Source organism: Streptomyces sp. NPDC017940, from assembly GCF_044328435.1.
GTDB lineage: Bacteria > Actinomycetota > Actinomycetes > Streptomycetales > Streptomycetaceae > Streptomyces.
Map to the genome: position 1 here is coordinate 874,953 of NZ_JBIRHJ010000002.1, position 17,637 is coordinate 892,589.

General features: G+C 73.2%; 12 protein-coding genes. All 12 read right to left on the bottom strand.

Features of this window, described 5'->3' with window-relative positions; all coding sequences use genetic code 11:
• Positions 1-193: 193 nt before the first annotated feature.
• Positions 194-1,564 carry a UbiA family prenyltransferase gene (locus ACH4DX_RS09300; protein WP_398154630.1) on the bottom strand — a complete coding sequence of 457 codons (1,371 nt, stop codon included), beginning with the start codon at positions 1,562-1,564 and terminating at the stop codon, positions 194-196.
• Between the two features lie 271 nt (positions 1,565-1,835).
• Positions 1,836-3,005, bottom strand: coding sequence for an inositol-3-phosphate synthase (locus ACH4DX_RS09305; RefSeq protein ID WP_398154631.1), 1,170 nt, complete (start codon positions 3,003-3,005; stop codon positions 1,836-1,838).
• Positions 3,006-3,111: 106 nt separating this feature from the next.
• Positions 3,112-4,548, bottom strand: coding sequence for a ThuA domain-containing protein (locus tag ACH4DX_RS09310; RefSeq protein ID WP_398154632.1), 1,437 nt, complete (start codon positions 4,546-4,548; stop codon positions 3,112-3,114).
• Positions 4,549-4,563: 15 nt separating this feature from the next.
• A complete protein-coding gene (locus ACH4DX_RS09315; RefSeq protein ID WP_398154633.1) occupies positions 4,564-7,047 on the bottom strand; it encodes a PQQ-dependent sugar dehydrogenase in 2,484 nt (827 codons plus the stop codon).
• 333 nt (positions 7,048-7,380) lie between these two features.
• Positions 7,381-8,385 (bottom strand): sugar phosphate isomerase/epimerase family protein, encoded by a 1,005-nt coding sequence (locus tag ACH4DX_RS09320; protein ID WP_398154634.1) that lies wholly within the window; start codon positions 8,383-8,385, stop codon positions 7,381-7,383.
• 12 nt (positions 8,386-8,397) lie between these two features.
• Positions 8,398-9,663, bottom strand: a complete 1,266-nt coding sequence (locus ACH4DX_RS09325) for a Gfo/Idh/MocA family protein (RefSeq protein WP_398154767.1) — start codon at positions 9,661-9,663, stop codon at positions 8,398-8,400.
• Positions 9,664-10,527: 864 nt separating this feature from the next.
• Complete coding sequence (locus ACH4DX_RS09330; protein ID WP_398154635.1) at positions 10,528-11,577, bottom strand: substrate-binding domain-containing protein; 1,050 nt, start codon at positions 11,575-11,577, stop codon at positions 10,528-10,530.
• Positions 11,578-11,632: 55 nt separating this feature from the next.
• Complete coding sequence (locus tag ACH4DX_RS09335) at positions 11,633-12,652, bottom strand: ABC transporter permease (protein WP_398154636.1); 1,020 nt, start codon at positions 12,650-12,652, stop codon at positions 11,633-11,635.
• Positions 12,649-14,214 carry a sugar ABC transporter ATP-binding protein gene (locus ACH4DX_RS09340; RefSeq protein WP_398154637.1) on the bottom strand — a complete coding sequence of 522 codons (1,566 nt, stop codon included), beginning with the start codon at positions 14,212-14,214 and terminating at the stop codon, positions 12,649-12,651. Before ACH4DX_RS09340 ends, ACH4DX_RS09335 begins: the two co-directional genes overlap by 4 nt.
• A gap of 116 nt (positions 14,215-14,330) precedes the next feature.
• On the bottom strand, positions 14,331-15,512 hold the full coding sequence (locus ACH4DX_RS09345; protein ID WP_398154638.1) for an ROK family protein: 1,182 nt from the start codon (positions 15,510-15,512) through the stop codon (positions 14,331-14,333).
• 388 nt (positions 15,513-15,900) lie between these two features.
• The gene (locus ACH4DX_RS09350) at positions 15,901-16,578 is read right to left on the bottom strand and encodes a GntR family transcriptional regulator (protein WP_398154639.1); all 678 of its coding nucleotides are present in this window, start codon (positions 16,576-16,578) and stop codon (positions 15,901-15,903) included.
• A 104-nt stretch (positions 16,579-16,682) separates the two neighbouring features.
• On the bottom strand, positions 16,683-17,630 hold the full coding sequence (locus tag ACH4DX_RS09355) for a beta-ketoacyl-ACP synthase III (protein WP_398114892.1): 948 nt from the start codon (positions 17,628-17,630) through the stop codon (positions 16,683-16,685).
• Positions 17,631-17,637 lie beyond the last annotated feature (7 nt).

A 17,637-nucleotide genomic window follows, 5' to 3' on the forward strand; every position in this document is an offset into this window, starting at 1 on the left:
ACGGCCGCCGCTGCTGGTGCCGGTACGGCCGCCGCTACTGGTGCCGGTGCGACTGCGACCGCCTGCGCGGGGGGCCTCACCTGGCCCGAGACACCCGCCCTCCCGGAGGCACCCACCTCCGGGGCGTCGACGCTCGGCTCAGGGCTCGTGGCGCCCGGCCCTCCTGCGTGCGGCGCCGTGCCGCCGTCGTCGCTCACGTGACACTCACCTTGCGGGCGAAGCGGCGAGCCGCGGGGGCGAGGGCCGCGGTGAGCAGGGCGGTGCCGAGAGAGCCGTAGCGGGCGGCGAGGGCGGCTTGGAGAGGGATGAGTGCGCGGATGCCGCCGCCGACGGCTCGTTGGGTCAGAGGAGGTGAGGGGTTCAGGGTCGCGTGGAAGTAGGGCCGGGCGGCGGTGCCTGCGTAGGCCGCGGCGAGGGCGGTGGTGGCGCCCGGCAGGGCGGTGGTGGCCAGGGGGTGCCGACCTTCCGGGGCCGAGGGGGTTGACGATGCCATGGCGCGGCCGAGGGCCAGGGTCGTGACGAGAGCACCCAGCGGGGCGCCGGTCGAACCGCCCTGCGTCTCGTTGCGGGAGACGGTGGTCACGGCCAGGGTGTGCGCGGCGAGGGTGGCTGCCGCGGGCAGGGCGGCCCGGACGGCGGCCACGGCGGCCTGGAGGAGGGGGGCTGCCGTGGTGTCGGCGGGAGAGTGGTTGCCGCCTGTGTGGGGGGTGAGGGTGTAGGGGCCTCCCGTGCGGGGGGCACCCGTGCCGCCGGGTCCCGTCCCACGGGCTCCCGTGACGCTGGGCACCGTACCGCCAGGTCCCGTCCCACGGGCTCCCGTGACGCTGGGCACCGTACCGCCCGCTCCCGTCCCACGGGCTCCCGTCCCGCCCGTTCCCGTCCCTTGGGCACCCGTGCCGCCCAGGGCCGTGCGCGGTGGCCACGGAACCGTACGCGGTAGCCACGAACTCGTACGCGGTGGCCACGGGCTCGGTCGGGATGGCCATGGTCCCGGTTGGGTCAGCCGTGGTGAAGGGCCCCCACCGGCCCGCTCGGTCGAGTTGGTCACGGCCAGACCCTTCGCAGGTGGGTCGGCGGGAGGCGTGTGCTTCCCGGGCGGTGTGGGCGCCGAGGTGGCGGTGCGGGTGGCGACGGCTCCGAGGAGCAGGTCGAGGCCACGCGCCGCGGCCATGGCTGCGGGCCCCGCGGGGGTGCGTTTCAGGCCCAGGTCGTAGGCCCAGACCGTGCCGGCGAGGGCGGTGGCGGTGGCCAGGGCGGGGCGGCCCGCGCGGGCGGCCAGGGCAAGGCCGCCCGCGGTGAGTGCGACGGCGGCCGTGAGTGCGGCGGTGGGGGTGACGCGTCCTGAGGGGATGGGCCGTTGCGGGCGGTCCACGGCGTCCTCGGCCCGGTCGGCCCAGTCGTTGAGGGCCATGCCGGCTTCGTACAGGCAGAGGGAGGAACCGATGGCGAGGAAGGTGCCCCGGCCGGGGCGCAGGCCCGTTGCCGCGGCGCCCGCGAGGGCGTCACCGGGGACGGTGAACAGGGCGGGGAGGCGAAGGAGTTCGACCCAGGCGCGGAGGTTCACGCGGCCTCCCCGCGCCGCGGGGCCACGGTGGGCGGGGGTGCGGTGACCCGTGGCACGGCACCCCACGGCACGGCACCCCACGGCACGAGCGCAGACGCAGGCGTGGGCGCAGACGTTGACGCAGGCACAGGCACGGGCGCAGACGCAGGCACGGACACAGGCACAGGCGCAGACGCAGGCACGGGCACAAGTGCACGCGCAGACGCAGGCACGGGCCCAGGCACAGGCACGGGCGCGGGCGCGGGTGCAGGCAGGTGCCCGGTCGGGGCCGTCACGCCTCCGCCCCCCGGTCCCGGAGGCGCGCGGCGAAGGTGAGGAGGGTGTGGTGTTGGTCGGGCAGGGCGGAGGAGGCGCCCGGGTCGGGGTCCTTGAAGTAGAAGGCGAGTTCGGGGCGTGGGCCGGTGAGGCCGGTTTCGTGGGCGCGGGCGAGGAGGCGGGCCAGGTCGAGGATCAGAGGGGCGGCGAGCGCCGAGTCGCAGCCCTGCCAGGTGGTCTGGAGGGTCATGCGGGTGCCGAGGAAGCCGTCGAAGGCGATGTGGTCCCAGGCGGTCTTCCAGTCGCCGAGGGCGGGGACGTCGTCGATGTGGACCTCGCCTTCGGGGGCGGCGCCGAGGGTGTCGGCGAGGACGCGTTCCTTGCCGGCGTTCTTGGCGGCGGCCGCGGCGGGGTCGGCGAGGGCGGCGCCGTCACCGCCGCCGAGGAGGTTGGTGCCGGACCAGGCGCGGACGGCCAGAGCGCGCTGGGCGAACATCGGCCCGAGCACGGAGCGCAGCAGGGTCTGGCCGGTCTTGCCGTCGCGTCCGGCGAACGGCAGTGGGGCGTCGGCGGCGAAGGCCGCGAGGGCGGGGTGGTGCAGCCCCGCGGAGGGCGTGAAGTTGGCGTAGGGCGCGCCGGCGCGCAGGGCGGCGGCGGCGTAGAGGGAGCTGGGTGGCAGCCGGTCGTCGGGGCCGGGGACGGGGGTGGGTTCGGTGGAGGCGACGTTGACGACGACCACGCGGGCGAGGTGGTGGCGGTGGGCGAAGTCGAGGATCTCGGCGGCGAAGTCGGCGATGAGTTCGTCGTCGCTGCGGGTGTCGCCGGGCAGTGGGCCGCCGGTGCGGATCTCGGCGTCGGCGGCGGCCAGTTCGGCGCGCACGGCGGCGGGCAGACCGTGCGGCAGTACGCCACCGGCGGCGAGCTGTTCGGCGCGTTTGGGCAGCGGGCACTCCAGGGTGTCGTGCCCGCCGAAGACGAGGGAGGAGAGCGCGGGGATTCCGGTGCCGGAGAAGGGCGGGGATTCGGTGACGAGGCCGGTGGGCGGGTGCAGTCCCGCCGACATCGCCGCGCAGCCCGCGACGGCCGTGGTGGCGACGGAGCCGCGCGCTCCGATCAGCCACACCCCGGTGGGTCCGGTGCCGGAAACGTTCGGGCCCTCGGTAGCGGAAGGGGACTCGGTGGACACGGCGGCTGCCTCCTGTCGTCACGCGCGTACGGTCGTCGCCCGCGCGTCGCGGTGCACGGCGGGCAAGACGGTGGGCGGAGGTCCGGCGTCCTCCGCCCACCGCCGTCTAACGGCCGCCCGCCTCCTCGGCGGCGGCCAGTTCCCTCACCCGGATGTCGCGGAAGGCGACCTGGTCGTCGGCACCGTGGTTCTGGATGCCGATGTGGCCGTCCCGCAGGCTCCGTGCCGGATCGGTGTTGGTGAAGTCGTTGATCTGTACGCCGTTGAGCCGGATCCGCAGGCGCTCGCCCTCGACGCGCAGTTCGTAGGTGTTCCACTCCCCCGGCGGGTTCAGGGCCCGGTCGCGGGCGGCGAGGTCGGCGGACTTGAAGCCGTAGACCGAGCCGGTGGTCTTCTCGGGGACGTCGGTGGCGTCGATCTGGATCTCGTAGCCGTTGGCGACCGCCGTCCAGGGGTCGTCGGACGGCGGGAAGCCCACGAAGATCCCGGAGTTGTCGTCCTTGTCGGTGCCGGTCATCCTCCAGTCGAGCTTCAGGGAGTACGCGCCGAACTGCTCGGGCGCGTACCAGAGCAGGCCCATGCCGCCCACGGAGGTGATGGTCCCGTCGTCCTCGCGTGCGAAGGATCCCGGCCCTGCCTGGCGCCACCGCGCGAGGGACTCAGCGGTGCCGTCGAACAGCGGCTCGTAGCCCTGTTCGGGGCGGCAGTCGGCCTGGGCCGTGCCCATCGCGTAGCGGATGCCGCCCCCGAGGTGCCGGCGGAAGGCCGGGTCGGCGAAGGACTCCTCGGTGTGGCCGCCGCCGGTGTAGAAGGAGCGGCCGGGGGTGCCGTCGACGTCGCCCTGGCACCAGGCGATCGGATGGTCGCCGCCCATCGAGCCGCCGCTGTAGGAGGACTCGTCGAGGGAGGCGAGGACGCGGGCGCGGGCGCGCGGGTTGGAGCGGTAGTCGTACCACTCGTCGGTGCGTTCCCACACCGGACCGAGGTGGGCGGTGGCGGGGTGCGCGTGGTCCTCGACCTGGACGTCGGCGGCCTGTATCGCCGGGTGCGACTGGAAGTAGGCACCGGCGAGACGGCCGTAGAAGGGCCAGTCGTACTCGGTGTCGGCGGCGGCGTGCACGCCGACGTAGCCGCCGCCCGCGCGGATGTACTGCTCGAAGGCGGACTGCTGCTTGCCGTTCAGGACGTCGCCGGTGGTCGAGAGCCACACGACGGCGTCGTAGCGGGCGAGGTTCTTGGGGGTGAAGGCGGCGGCGTTCTCGGTCGCGTCGACCGTGAAGCCGTGGGTCGCGCCCAGGTCCCGTACGGCGGCGATGCCCGCGGGGATGGAGTCGTGGCGGAAACCGGCGGTCCTGGAGAAGACCAGGACCCGTTCAGCGGCCCGGTCGCGGTCACCGGCCCGGTCACGCTCACGCTCACCGGCCCGGTCGCGTTCTCCGGACGGGGCCGTGGGGTCGGGATCGGACGCCGCCGGCCCCGACACGCAGCCGATCAGCAGGGCCGCTGCCGCCGTCGCGGTGATCAGACGTGCTCGTGCGCGCATGGGGTGCCCCCTTCCTCAGCCGGTGGTGAAGGTGAAGTCGTCGACGTCGTAGAGCGCGCCCGTGCCCGCGCCCTTGAACACCAGGAACAGCGTCGTCGTCCCGGCGGGTGCTCCGGTGAGGGCGGTGCTGACGTCCGTGTACGTCTCCCACGACCCGGTGGGGTCGACCCTCGCGCTGCCGAGCAGCGGTCCCTCGGCGGAGCCGCTGCGCACCTCGAGGGTGCCGCCGGAGCCCGCGGAGGCGACGCGGGCGGTCAGCTTCGTGGCGTTGCTCAGGATGTACGGCTTGAAGGAGACCCAGTCGCCGTTGTGGATGTCGCCGACGGTCCTGCCGCCGTGCGCGGGGGTGTGGTTGACGATCGACACGCCCTTGGAGTCGCCGTAGTGCTCGCCCTGGCGGTGCCGGGTCTGGGTGACGCTCTGGTCGTGGGTGGTCAGCGGGGGCTGGCCGTTCGCGCCCTTGTCGGTGTACTCGGCGTCGAAGACCCCGAAGATGTTCGCGTTCGGGTCGTGTTCGCCGTCCGCGGACGTCTGCAAGGTGCCTTCGCAGCCGTTGGCGGTGGTGACCGGATGGCCGTGGCTGTCGTGGCCGAGTATGTGGGTGACCTTGACCTTGGAGCAGTCGACGGCCCCGTCCTCGGGGTCGCTCACGGTGACCTTGAAGGGCACCTTGTCGCCGAAGGTGAACAGCTGTCCGTCACCGGGGAGTTCCAGCTTGACGGTGGGGGCGGTGTTGCCGACGGTGATGTGGGCGCTGGAGGTGCCGGTGCGGCCCGAGGGGTCCTTGGCGGTGACGGTCGCGGTGTATGTGCCGTTCCTGTCGTAGGTGTGCGCGGGATTCTGCTGGGTGGACGTGGTGCCGTCGCCGAAGTCCCAGGCGTACGTCAGCGCGTCGCCGTCGGCGTCCGTCCCCTTGGCGGTGAACTGGGTCCTCAGGGGGGCCTGGCCACTGGTCACGGACGCCGATGCCTCCACGACCGGAGAGTGCCCGCCGGTGGAGTTCTCGATGCGGTACAGGGCGGAGTTCTGGTCGCCGTTGAAGAAGCCGGTGCCGTAGTCGAGGACGTACAGCGCGCCGTCCGGGCCGAACTCCATGTCCATGACCTGTGTGCCCGCCCAGGGGAAGGCGTTGATGGACCGCACGGTGCCGTCGGCGCCCTGGTCGACGCGCTTGATCCAGCGGCGGCCGAACTCCCCGGCGAAGAAGTCCCCGTCGTAGGCCTGCGGGAACTTGACCGGGGAGTCGAGCCGCGCGTCGTAGCGGTAGACCGGGCCGCCCATCGGCGACTCCGAGCCGGTGCCGAACTCGGGGACGGATCCGCCGTCGTAGGGGATCCAGGCGGGCTGTGCGGCGGGCAGGTCGGTCCTGCCGGTGTTGCGCGGCGAGGTGTTCTTCGGCGCGGCGCAGTCGAAGGCCGGGCCGGAGGTCCTGGTGGCGAAGTCGTAGTCCACGTACGCGTCGTTCTTGCCGGTGCAGTACGGCCAGCCGTAGTTGCCGGGCTTGGTGACGCGGGCGAACTCCACCTGGCCCGCGGGACCGCGCTTGGGGTCGGCTGCGCCCGCGTCGGGGCCGTAGTCGCCGACGTACACGATGCCGGTGGGCTTGTCGACGCTCATCCGGAAGGGGTTGCGGAAGCCCATGGCGTAGATCTCGGGGCGGGTCTTCCTGGTGCCCTTGGCGAAGAGGTTGCCCTGGGGCACGGTGTACGAGCCGTCCGGCTTCACCTTGATGCGCAGGATCTTTCCGCGCAGGTCGTTGGTGTTGGCGGAGGTGCGCTGCGCGTCGTACGCGGGGTTGCGGTCCGGGCGCTCGTCGATCGGGGTGAAGCCGTCGGAAGCGAAGGGGTTGGAGTCGTCGCCCGTCGACAGATAGAGGTTGCCCGCCTTGTCGAAGTCGATGTCGCCGCCGACGTGGCAGCAGATGCCGCGGCTCGCCGGGACGTCGAGGACCTTCTTCTCACCGGCCGTGTCCAGGGTGCCGTCGGCCTTCAGGACGAAGCGGGACAGCCGGTTCACGCCGTCGAACTTCTTGAAGTCGGCCGCCGTGCCCTCGTTGGGGGCGTCGCCCGCGGGGGTGCTCAGGGGCGGGGCGTAGTAGAGGTAGACGGCCCGGTTCTTCTTGAAGCCCGGGTCGACGGCGATGCCCTGGAGGCCTTCCTCGTCGTGGGTGTAGACCGGGATCCTCCCGGCGACCTTGGTCTCGCCCGCGGCGTCCGTCAGGCGGACCGTGCCGTCGCGCGACGTGTGCAGGACCGAGCGGTCCGGGAGCACGGCGAGGGTCATGGGCTCGCCCATCTCCGGCTCGCCCTTGGCGAGGGTGACCTGCTGGAAGTTCTCGGCCTTCGGCTGCGCGCCGGTCCCCGCGGCGGCCTCGGGCGCGGCCTGCGGCCCGGTCCTGGCTCCGGCGTGGGGCGCGGCGAAGGTGAGGGTGGCGGCGGTGAGCAGGGTTCCGGTGAGCAGGGCGAGGCCTCTGCGGTGGGGTGGGCGGAGTCTGTGCACGGGGTCCTCCGGTCGGGGGCCGTTCGCTGTGGGGGTGCGTGGCTGGCGCCCGGGGTGCGCCGTCACCCCGGGAGGGGTCTATGTCCTGTACACATCAGGGACGGTAGCCAGGTTTGTCCTTGGCGGAAAGACCTTGCACAACGCTTTAGTTGGACTTTTTCCCGTGGGTGGACAAACCTGGTTCCGGGCAGCCCGGGGCACCGCGGGGCGCCACAGGTGCGCTCCGCGGCACGCCGCGCGGAACTGCTCCGCGCCGGGGAGCCGCTCGGCCTCCGAGAAGCGCTCGGCCTCGGAGAGCCGCTCGGCTCCGGAGGGCCGCTCGCCGCCCGCGACCTACTTGTCGGCGCCGAAAGCCGCGTCGAAGGACGCCGTCGGCGGCTCGAAGTCGTACGCCTTCAGATGCCGCAGCGCTTCCGGTGCGCCTTGCAGGCGGTCCATCCCCGCGTCCTCCCACTCCACCGATACGGGTCCCTCGTAGCCGATGGAGCGCAGCACCCGGAACACGTCCTCCCAGGGGACGTCGCCGTGTCCCGCCGAGACGAAGTCCCAGCCGCGGCGCGGGTCGCCCCACGGCAGGTGGGAGCCGAGCCGTCCGTTGCGCCCGTCGAGGCGGCGCCGGGCCTCCTTGCAGTCGACGTGGTAGACGCGGTCCTTGAAGTCGAGCAGGAATCCGACGGGGTCGAGGTCCTGCCAGACGAAGTGCGAGGGGTCGAAGTTCAGGCCGAAGGCGGGCCGGTGGCCGACGGCCTCCAGGGCCTTGTGCGTGGTCCAGTAGTCGTAGGCGATCTCCGAGGGGTGCACCTCGTGGGCGAACCGGACGCCCTGCTCGTCGAAGACGTCCAGGATCGGGTTCCAGCGCGCGGCGAAGTCCTCGTAGCCTCGTTCGATCATCGACTCCGGGGCGGGCGGGAACATCGCCACCAGGTGCCAGATCGACGAGCCCGTGAAGCCGACGACGGTGTCCACGCCGAACGTGGCGGCGGCCCGCGCGGTGTCGGCCATCTCGGCCGCGGCGCGCCGCCGTACGCCTTCGGCGTCGCCGTCGCCCCAGATGCGGGCCGGCAGGATCGCCCGGTGGCGCTCGTCGATGATCGCGTCGCAGACCGCCTGGCCGACCAGGTGGTTGGAGACGGCCCAGCACTTCAGGCCGTACTTGTCGAGCAGCGCGTGCCGCCCCTCGACGTACGCGGGGTCGGCGAGGGCCCTGTCGACCTCGAAGTGGTCGCCCCAGCAGGCGAGTTCCAGGCCGTCGTAGCCGAAGTCGCGGGCCAGGGCGCAGACCTCTTCCAGGGGCAGGTCCGCCCACTGGCCGGTGAAGAGGGTGAACGAACGGGGCATCGGGGGGCCTCCTCAGACTGCCGTGGCGCCGGCGTCGGACCCGGTGGGGGCATCGGCGACGGGCGCGGCGTGGGCGGGGGTGCCGACGGGCGGGCCGGCGGGGGTGTCGGCCGGGGTGCCGACGGGGGTGTACACGGCGTTCTTCGCCGCGCTCTCCTCCACGGCGGCGAGCACCCGCTGCACGGAGAGCCCGTCCGCGAAGGAGGGCTCGGGTGTGCTGCCCGTGGCGACGGCGTGGAGCAGGTCGCGGGCTTGGTGCACGAAGGAGTGCTCGTAGCCGAGTCCGTGGCCGGGGGGCCACCAGGCCTCCAGGTAGGGGTGGCCGGGTTCGGTGACGAGGATGCGGCGGAAGCCGGACGAGACGGCGGGTTCGGTGTGGTCGTGGAAGGACAGCTCGTTCAGCCGCTCCAGGTCGAAGGCGAGCGAGCCGTCGGAGCCGTTGAGTTCGACGCGCAGGGCGTTCTTGCGTCCCGCGGCGAAGCGGGTGGCCTCGAAGGAGGCGAGTGCGCCGGAGGGGAAGCGCGCCGTGAAGACGGCCGCGTCGTCGACGGTGACCTGCCCGGTCTCCGTCCGTGTCCGCCCCGCCACGGCACCGGCCGCGGAGATCGCGCCGGCGCCCGCGTCGGGGAGCGGGCGTTCGCGTACGAAGGTCTCCGTCAGGGCCGATACACCCGCGATCGGCTCGCCGGTCAGGTACTGCGCGAGGTCCACGATGTGCGCGCCGAGGTCGCCGAGCGCGCCGGAGCCCGCGCGGTCCCTGCGCAGCCGCCAGGTCAGCGGGAAGGAGGGGTCGACGAGCCAGTCCTGGAGGTAGGTGAGGCGGACGTGCCGCAGTGTGCCGATGCGCCCCTGCGCGACCATGCGGCGGGCGAGCGCGAGCGCCGGGACCCGGCGGTAGTTGAAGCCGACCATCGCCACCTGGCCGCTGGCGGCGGCGCGGGCGGCGGCGGCCGCCATGGCCTCCGCCTCCTCGACGGTGTTGGCGAGCGGCTTCTCGCACAGCACGTGCTTGCCCGCGTCGAGGGCGGCGACGGCGATCTCCGCGTGGCTGTCGCCGGGGGTGCAGATGTCGACGAGGTCGATGTCGTCCCGGGCGACGAGGGCGCGCCAGTCGGTCTCGGCGGAGGCCCAGCCGAGCCGGTCGGCCGCGGCGCGTACGGCGGCTCCGTCACGGCCGCAGACCGCGGCGAGGCGCGCGTCGACCGGCAGGTCGAAGACGCGGCCCACGGTCCGCCAGCCCTGCGAGTGGGCGGCGCCCATGAAGGCGTAGCCGACCATGCCGACACCCACCACCCGCCGCACCCCGGCGTTTCCGGTCCGCGCCCCGGCATCCGCAGGCCGCGCCCCGACGTCCCCGGTCCGCACCCCGACGTCCCCGGTCCGCACCCGGGCATCCGCAGGCTGCACCCCGGCGTCCGCAGGCTGCGCCCCGGCGCCCCCGGTCTGCGCCCCGGCATCCGCAGGCTGCACCCCGGCGTCCGCAGGCTGCGCCCCGGCGCCCCCGGTCCGCACCCCGGCGTCCGCAGACTGCACCCCGGCGCCCCCGGTCCGCACCCCGACGTCCGCAGGCTGCACCCCGGCACCCCCGCTCCGCACCCCGGCATCCGCAGACCGCACCCCGGCACCCCCGCTCCGCACCCCGGCATCCGCAGACCGCACCCCGGCACCCCCGCTCCGCACCCCGGCATCCGCCGGACGCGCAAGCGGGACGCCCACCGGGCCCAGGTCACCGCCGGTGCCGGAGTCACCCGCCGAGGACGGCGCCCCCACCGGCTCGGCAGCGGACCCGACCGCGGGACCGGCCACGGGCCCAGCCACGGGCCCGGCCACGGACCCGACCCCGGCCCCGCCCGGAGCTCCGGCAGCGGATCCACCCGCCGACCCACCAGCGACCCCGGCCTCGGGCCCACCCGCAACCCCGGCATCGGGAGCCCCGGCCCCGGCAGCGAACCCACCGGCAACCCCGCCCGCAACCCCGGCCTCGGGAGCCCCGGACCCGGTCACGGGCCCGCCCGCGGGCCCGTCCTCGTGCTCCGTCTCACTCATGCGGCAACTCCTCCTCGTCGACACGTCGACTCCACTCGCTCGGCCCGGTGTGCCCGGCGCGGCAGCGCTCCCGTGCCCGCCGCGGGGCGGGCCGCGTCACTTGAAGCCGGTGGACATGTACTGGTCGACGTTGTCCTTGTCGACGACGGCCGAGTAGAGCGTCAGGGACGCCGGGATCTCGAACTCGGCCATGCCGCTGACGCCCTTGCCCTGGCCGAGCGCGCGGGCCAGGTCGATGGCGGAGGCCGCCATCGTCGGCGGGTACAGGACGGTGGCCTTCAGGACGCCCCGGTCCTGCTTGATCTCCTCGAAGGCGGAGAGCGCGCCCGCGCCGCCGACCATCATGAAGTCGTCGCGGCCCGCCTGCTCGATGGCGCGCAGGGCGCCCACGCCCTGGTCGTCGTCGTGGTTCCACAGGGCGTCGAAGTTCTTCTGCGCTTGCAGGAGCTGGGACATCTTCGACTGCCCGGACTCGACGGTGAACTCGGCCGCCTGCCGGGCGACCTTCTCGATGTTGGAGTAGTTCTTCAGGGCGTCGTCGAAGCCCTTCGTGCGCTGCTTGGTCAGCTCCAGGTTGTCGAGGCCGGCGAGCTCCACGACCTTCGCGTTCTTCTTGTCCTTCAGCTTCTCGCCGATGTAGTGCCCGGCGTTCAGGCCCATGCCGTAGTTGTCGCCGCCGATCCAGCAGCGGTAGGCCTGCGCGGAGGCGAAGATCCGGTCGAGGTTGACCACGGGGATGCCGGCCCGCATGGCCTTCAGGCCGACCTGGGTGAGCGCCTTGCCGTCGGCGGGCAGGATGACCAGGACGTCGACCTTCTTGTTGATGAGGGTCTCGACCTGGCCGATCTGCGCGGCGGTGTCGTTGGAGCCCTCGGTGGCCTCCAGGGTGACGTCCTTGTACCTCTTGGCCCGCGACCTGGCGTTGTCGTTGATGGCGTTGAGCCAGCCGTGGTCGGCCTGCGGGCCCGCGAAGCCGATGGTGACCCGCTTGCCGGGCTTGTCGTCGGCGACGGCCTGCTTGTTGTCGCCGGAGGTGTCCCCGTCGGAGTCCTTGGACTCGTTGCTGGTGCAGCCGGTCAGCACGGCTCCCGCGGACACGGCGGCCGCCCCGAAGAGCAGCCCTCTGCGGCTCGTGAACTCTGGCATGACATGAACCCCTTAGGTGATGTCCGTACGTACGCCTCAGGTGGTGCCGTACGCCTCAGGTGGTGGCCGTGCGCCGCTGGACCAGGACCGCGGCGACGATGATCGCGCCCTTGGCGATCTGCTGGACCGCGGTCTCCAGGTTGTTGAGCGCGAAGATGTTGGTGATCGTGGTGAAGATCAGGACGCCGAGCACGGAGCCGGTGATGGTGCCGCGTCCGCCGCTGAGCAGGGTGCCGCCGATGATCGCGGCCGCGATGGCGTCGAGCTCGTACAGATTGCCGTTGGTGTTCTGACCCGACCCGGACAGGATGATCAGCAGGAAGGCGGCGATGCCGCAGCACAGGCCGGACAGCAGATACAGAGAGAGCCGCTGCCTGCGGACGTCGATGCCGGCCAGGCGGGCGGCCTCCGCGTTGCCGCCGACGGCGACGGACCTGCGCCCGAAGGTGGTGCGGTTGAGGAGCAGCCAGCCGACGACGGTGACGGCGGCGAACACGAGGACGAGCGGCGGGATGCCGAGGACGTAGGAGTCGCGCTCGCCGAGCTTCAGGACGCCGTCCACGGTGACCATCTGCGTCTTGCCGTCGGTGATCTCCAGGGCGAGGCCGCGTCCGGAGGCGAGCATGGCGAGCGTCGCGATGAACGGCACCATGCCGCCGTAGGCGATGAGCAGCCCGTTGACCAGGCCGCAGCCGAGTCCGACGACCACGGCGGTGAAGAGGATGCCCGCGAATCCGTAGTCCTGGGTGGCCACCGTCGTCGCCCACACCGACGCGAGCGCGACGATCGCGCCGACCGACAGGTCGATGCCCCCGGAGATGATGACGAAGGTCATGCCGACGGTGACGACACCGATGACGGACGCCTGGGTGAGGATCAGCTGGAGGTTGTCGGTGTCGAGGAACGCCTCGGGCTCGGTGATCCCGCCGATGACGACGAGGGTGGCGAGGACGCCGAGCAGCGAGAGCGTCCGCACGTCGACCCGGGCGGCGAGGAACCGCCACGGCCTCGGGTCGCCGTCCGCGGGCGCGCTCTTCTCGGTGACGGGCCGGGCGGGCGATGCGGGCTGCGTCATGACGCCGGGCTCCCTTCGTTGGTCGCGGGGTCCGTGGTCTCGGGTCCGTGTCGGCCGGAGGCAAGGACGAGGTCGAGTACGCGGTGCTCGTCGAGGTCCGCGGCGGGCGCCGTGTGCACCACACGGCCTTCGCGCAGGACGAGGACGCGGTCGGCGAGGCCGAGGACCTCCGGCACCTCGCTCGACACGAGGAGCACGGCGAGGCCTTCGTCGGCGAGCCGCCGGATGACGGTGTACAGCTCCGCGCGGGCGCCGACGTCGACGCCGCGCGTCGGCTCGTCGAGGAGCAGGACGCGGCAGCCGCGCAGCAGCCAGCGGGCGAGTACGGCCTTCTGCTGGTTGCCGCCGGAGAGGGTGCGCACCGGTACGGCGGGGTTGTCGGGCCGCAGCGAGAGCTCCCGGGTGGCCTCGCGGGCGGCCCGCAGCTCCTTGCCCCGGTCCACCCATCCCCCGTACGAGAAGCGGGACATGGAGGACACCGACACATTGCGGGTGACGGACTCCAGCATCAGCAGGCCCTGCGCCTTGCGCTCCTCGGGGGCGAGCCCGAGACCGGCGCGCACGGCCGCCCGCACACTGCCGGGACGCAGCACCCGGCCCTCCAGGCGGACCCGGCCCCGCGTCGGCTTCCGGGCGCCGTAGATGGTCTCCAGGATCTCGGAGCGCCCGGAGCCGACGAGTCCGGCGAGCCCGACGATCTCGCCGGGCCGCAGTTCGAGGTCGAGCGGCTCGAACTCTCCCTGCCTGGCGAGGCCTTCGACGGTGAGGACGGGTGCGGGCGGTGTCGCCGGGGGCCTCGGCCGGTCGGGGAAGACGTACGCGACGTCGCGCCCCGTCATCAGCGCGATGACCTCGCGCGTCGGGGTCTGCTTCGCGGGCAGTCCGACGGCGACGGCACGTCCGTCCTTGAGCACGGTGACGCGGTCGCCGATGCGGCGGATCTCCTCCAGGCGGTGCGAGATGTAGACGACGGCGACGCCTTCGGCCGTCAGATCGCCCACGATCCGGAAGAGGTTGTCGACCTCGTCGGGGTCGAGCGCGGCGGACGGCTCGTCCATGACGATGAGCCGCACCTCGTGGGAGAGCGCCCGCGCCATGGACACGATCTGCTGCTGGGCCGCGGAGAGGTCGCCGACGAGCCGCGCCGGGTCGATCTCGCCGTGCCCGAGCCGCCCCAGCAGCGCACCGGCCGCCGCCCGCGCGTCACGGCCGCGCACCACGAATCCGGCCGTGGTGGGCTCGTGCCCGAGGAAGACGTTCTCGGCCACGGACAGGCCCCGCACCAGGTCGAGTTCCTGGTAGATGGTGGCGATGCCCAGGCGCATGGCGGCGATCGGGGAGCGCAGCGTGATCTTCTCGCCGCGCCAGGCGATGGTGCCGCCGTCGGGCTGGTGGGCACCGGCGAGGACCTTGATGAGCGTGGACTTGCCCGCGCCGTTCTGGCCGAGCAGGCAGTGCACCTCACCGGCCTGGACGCGCAGGTCGACGCCGTCGAGCGCACGGACGCCCGGGAACGACTTGGTGATGCCGGACATGGTGAGCAGGGGTGGTTCTGGTGCCATGACGGTTCCCTCGGGGGGTGCGGCCGGGTTCAGGGCAGAGCAGGGCTGTACAGGGCATGACAAGGAGACTCGCGGCGCCGGGTGGCGCCGGGTACGCGTGCGGCTGTTCCGCCGGGCTATGCCGGTGAGAACAGGTGGTCGCTGATGAGCCGGGCGCCGCCGATGACTCCGGCGGTGGGGCCCAGCTCGCCGAGGACGATGGGGAGGTTGCCGGTCGCGAGGGGCAGCGACTGGCGGTAGACCTGGGTGCGGATCGCGGCGAGCAGCGTGTGGCCGAGTCCGGTGACACCGCCGCCGATCACCACGAGACCGGGGTTGAAGAAGCTGACGAGGCCCGCGATGACCTGGCCGGTGCGGTTGCCGCCGGCGCGGATCAGGTCGAGCGCGGTGGGGTCGCCGGCGGCGGCCGCGGCGGCGACGTCGACGGCGGTGAGCCGCCCCGAGCCCTCGAAGCGGGTGGAGAGCTCGGGGGAGCGTCCGTGGTGGGCGGCGTCCTCGGCGTCGCGGGCGAGGGCGGCGCCGCTGAAGTACGCCTCCAGGCAGCCCTTGTTGCCGCAGGCGCAGGCGCGGCCGTCCGGTTCCACCTGGATGTGGCCGATGTCGCCCGCGCTGCCGGTCGTACCGCGGTACACGTCGCCGCCGACGACGATGCCGCAGCCGATGCCGGTGCCGATCTTGACGCAGAGGAAGTCGCCCACCGAGCGGGCCACGCCCGCGTGCTGCTCCCCCATGGCCATCAGATTCACGTCGTTGTCGACCATGACCGGGCAGCCGAGGTCCTGGCTGAGCGCCTCCCGTACGGGGAAGCCGTCCCAGCCGGGCATGATCGGCGGCGCCACGGGAACGCCCTCGGGGAAGCGGACGGGTCCCGGTACGCCGATGCCGGCGCCGTCGAAACCCTCCGCGAGTCCCGAGGCCCGCAATTTGGCCGCCATGGCCAGAACTTGCTCGAAGACGGCCACGGGGCCCTCGCGCACGTCCATGGGCTGGTTGATGTGCCCGAGGACCTCCAACTCGGCGTTGGTGACGGCGACGTCGATCGAGGTCGCGCCGATGTCCACGCCGAGGAAGCGGAGGGCCGGGGCCAGGCGGATGTTGTGGGAACGGCGGCCGCCGCGGGATGCGGCGAGGCCGTCGGCCACCACGAGGCCGGTCTCCAGGAGGCGGTCCACCTCCACGGCCAGTTTGGACCGGGAGAGGTCGACCTGGTCGCCCAGTTGGGCACGGGAGTTGGGGCCCGTGTCACGCAGCAGCCGCAGTAGCCGCGCCTGGTGCGCGTTGGCGGGTCGAGCAGTCATGCGTCTCACGCGCCCCTCCCCGCCTCTTCGGCCGAATCCCGTGTGTGTTCGCTGGGCTTTGGAGGGGAACGTAGCAGCGCGTGCCGGGACTGGGAAGAAGTTGAGCACGAATTACCCATGACTTTCTCCAGTCACAGGACAAAGGTGCGGGAGGGTGGGCCCGCGCGGGGCGCCCCGGGCCCGCCCCTTCTCCGAAACCAGGGGCGCTGCGCCCCCTGGGCCCCCGCCCTTTGTCGGCGCTTCGCGCCTCGTCCTCGAACGCCGGACGGGCTGAAACTGCGGGCGGCTGGACCCACGCTTCGCACCTCGCGCCCTCGCGCCCGCGCGCCCTCGAACGCCGAACGCCGAACGCCGGACGCCGTACGCCGGACGCCGGACGCCGGACGCGCTAGGAAACAGCCCGTTCGTGGTACGTCTTGCGCGTGTGCTCCGTGTGCGCCCGCATGACCTCCGTCGCCCGCGCCCCGTCGCGGGCGACGATCGCGGCGATGAGTTCGCGGTGCTCGATCCACGACTGGATCCCGCGCTGCCGGGCCACCGGCGTGTAGTACCAGCGCACCCGCCGGTCGACCTGACCGGCCAGTTCGGCGAGCACGACGTTCCCCGCGAGCTCCATGACCTTGGCGTGGAACGCCGCGTTCGTGGCCACGACGAGGTCGACGTCGCCGCCGGCGACGGCCGACTCGCCCTTGGCGCACAGCTCTTCGAGGGCGGTGATCCCGGCGGCCCCGGCGTGCGCGGCGGCGAGCCGGGCGGCCTCGGCCTCCAGCAGGGTGCGGACCGTGAGCAGCTGGTCCGCCTCCTCCTCCGTCGGCTCGTGCACGAACGCGCCCTGCGCGGGCCGCAGATCGACCCACCCCTCGGTGTTGAGCCGTTGCAGTGCCTCACGGACCGGCTGCCGCGACACTCCGAGGTGACCGGCCAGCTCGCTCTCCACCAGGTGCTGGCCGGGGCGCAGCGCCCGGGTGGTGATGAGTTCGAGCAGCGCCTCATAGACCCGCTCGCGCAGCGGTCCCGGCCGCTCCAGCTTGGGCACCGTGCCCTGCGGCAGTCCCCTGGACAACATCGCGGTCCCCCTCCTGGGCGACAACAGCCGGAGTTGAATTGGCTTTTGTCTACAGTTTACCGAACACGGGGGTCAGGGCCAGGGGCAGTTGGGGGAGCCCGGGGTCACGGGCAGCGCACGACCTGTCCCGCGTACGACAGATTGCCGCCGAAGCCGAACAGCAGCACGGGGTCTCCCTTGCCGATCTCCCCCCGCTCCACCAGCTTGGACAGGGCGAGCGGCACGGACGCGGCCGAGGTGTTGCCGGACTCGACGACATCGCGGGCGACGACGGCGTTCACGGCGCCGATGCGCTCCGCGAGCGGTTCGACGATGCGCAGGTTCGCCTGGTGCAGCACGACCGCGGCGAGGTCGGCGGGGACGAGCCCCGCCCGCTCGCAGGTCGCGCGGGCCAGCGGCGGCAGCTGGGTGGTCGCCCAGCGGTAGACGCTCTGGCCCTCCTGCGCGAAGCGCGCGGGCTCCCCCTCGATGCGTACCGCGTGCCCCATCTCCGGCACGGAGCCCCACAGGACCGGGCTGATCCCCGCCTCCTCGCCGTCCCCGCACGGTTCCACGACCGCCGCGCCCGCGCCGTCGCCGACGAGCACACAGGTGGTGCGGTCGGTCCAGTCCACGACGGCGGACATCTTGTCGGCGCCGATCACCAGGGCCCGGTCCGCCGCCCCGGCCCGCAGGGCGTGGTCGGCGGTGGCGAGCGCGTGCGTGAAGCCCGCGCACACGACGTTGACGTCCAGCGCGGCGGGCGAGCCGAGGCCGAGGCGGGCGGCCACCCGTGCGGCCATGTTGGGCGAGCGGTCGACGGCCGTGGACGTGGCGACCACGACGAGGTCCACGGAGGTGTGCGCCAGGCCCGCGGTGGCGAGGGCCTTGGCGGCGGCGTGCGCGGCCAGCTCGTCGACGGGCTCGTCGGGCCCCGCGAGATGGCGGGTGCGGATGCCGACCCGGGAGCGGATCCACTCGTCGCTGGTGTCGACCATGTCCGCCAGGTCCTCGTTGGTGAGTACCTTGGCGGGCTGGTAATGGCCGACGGCGGCGATGCGTGAGCCGGGCATGGACGTT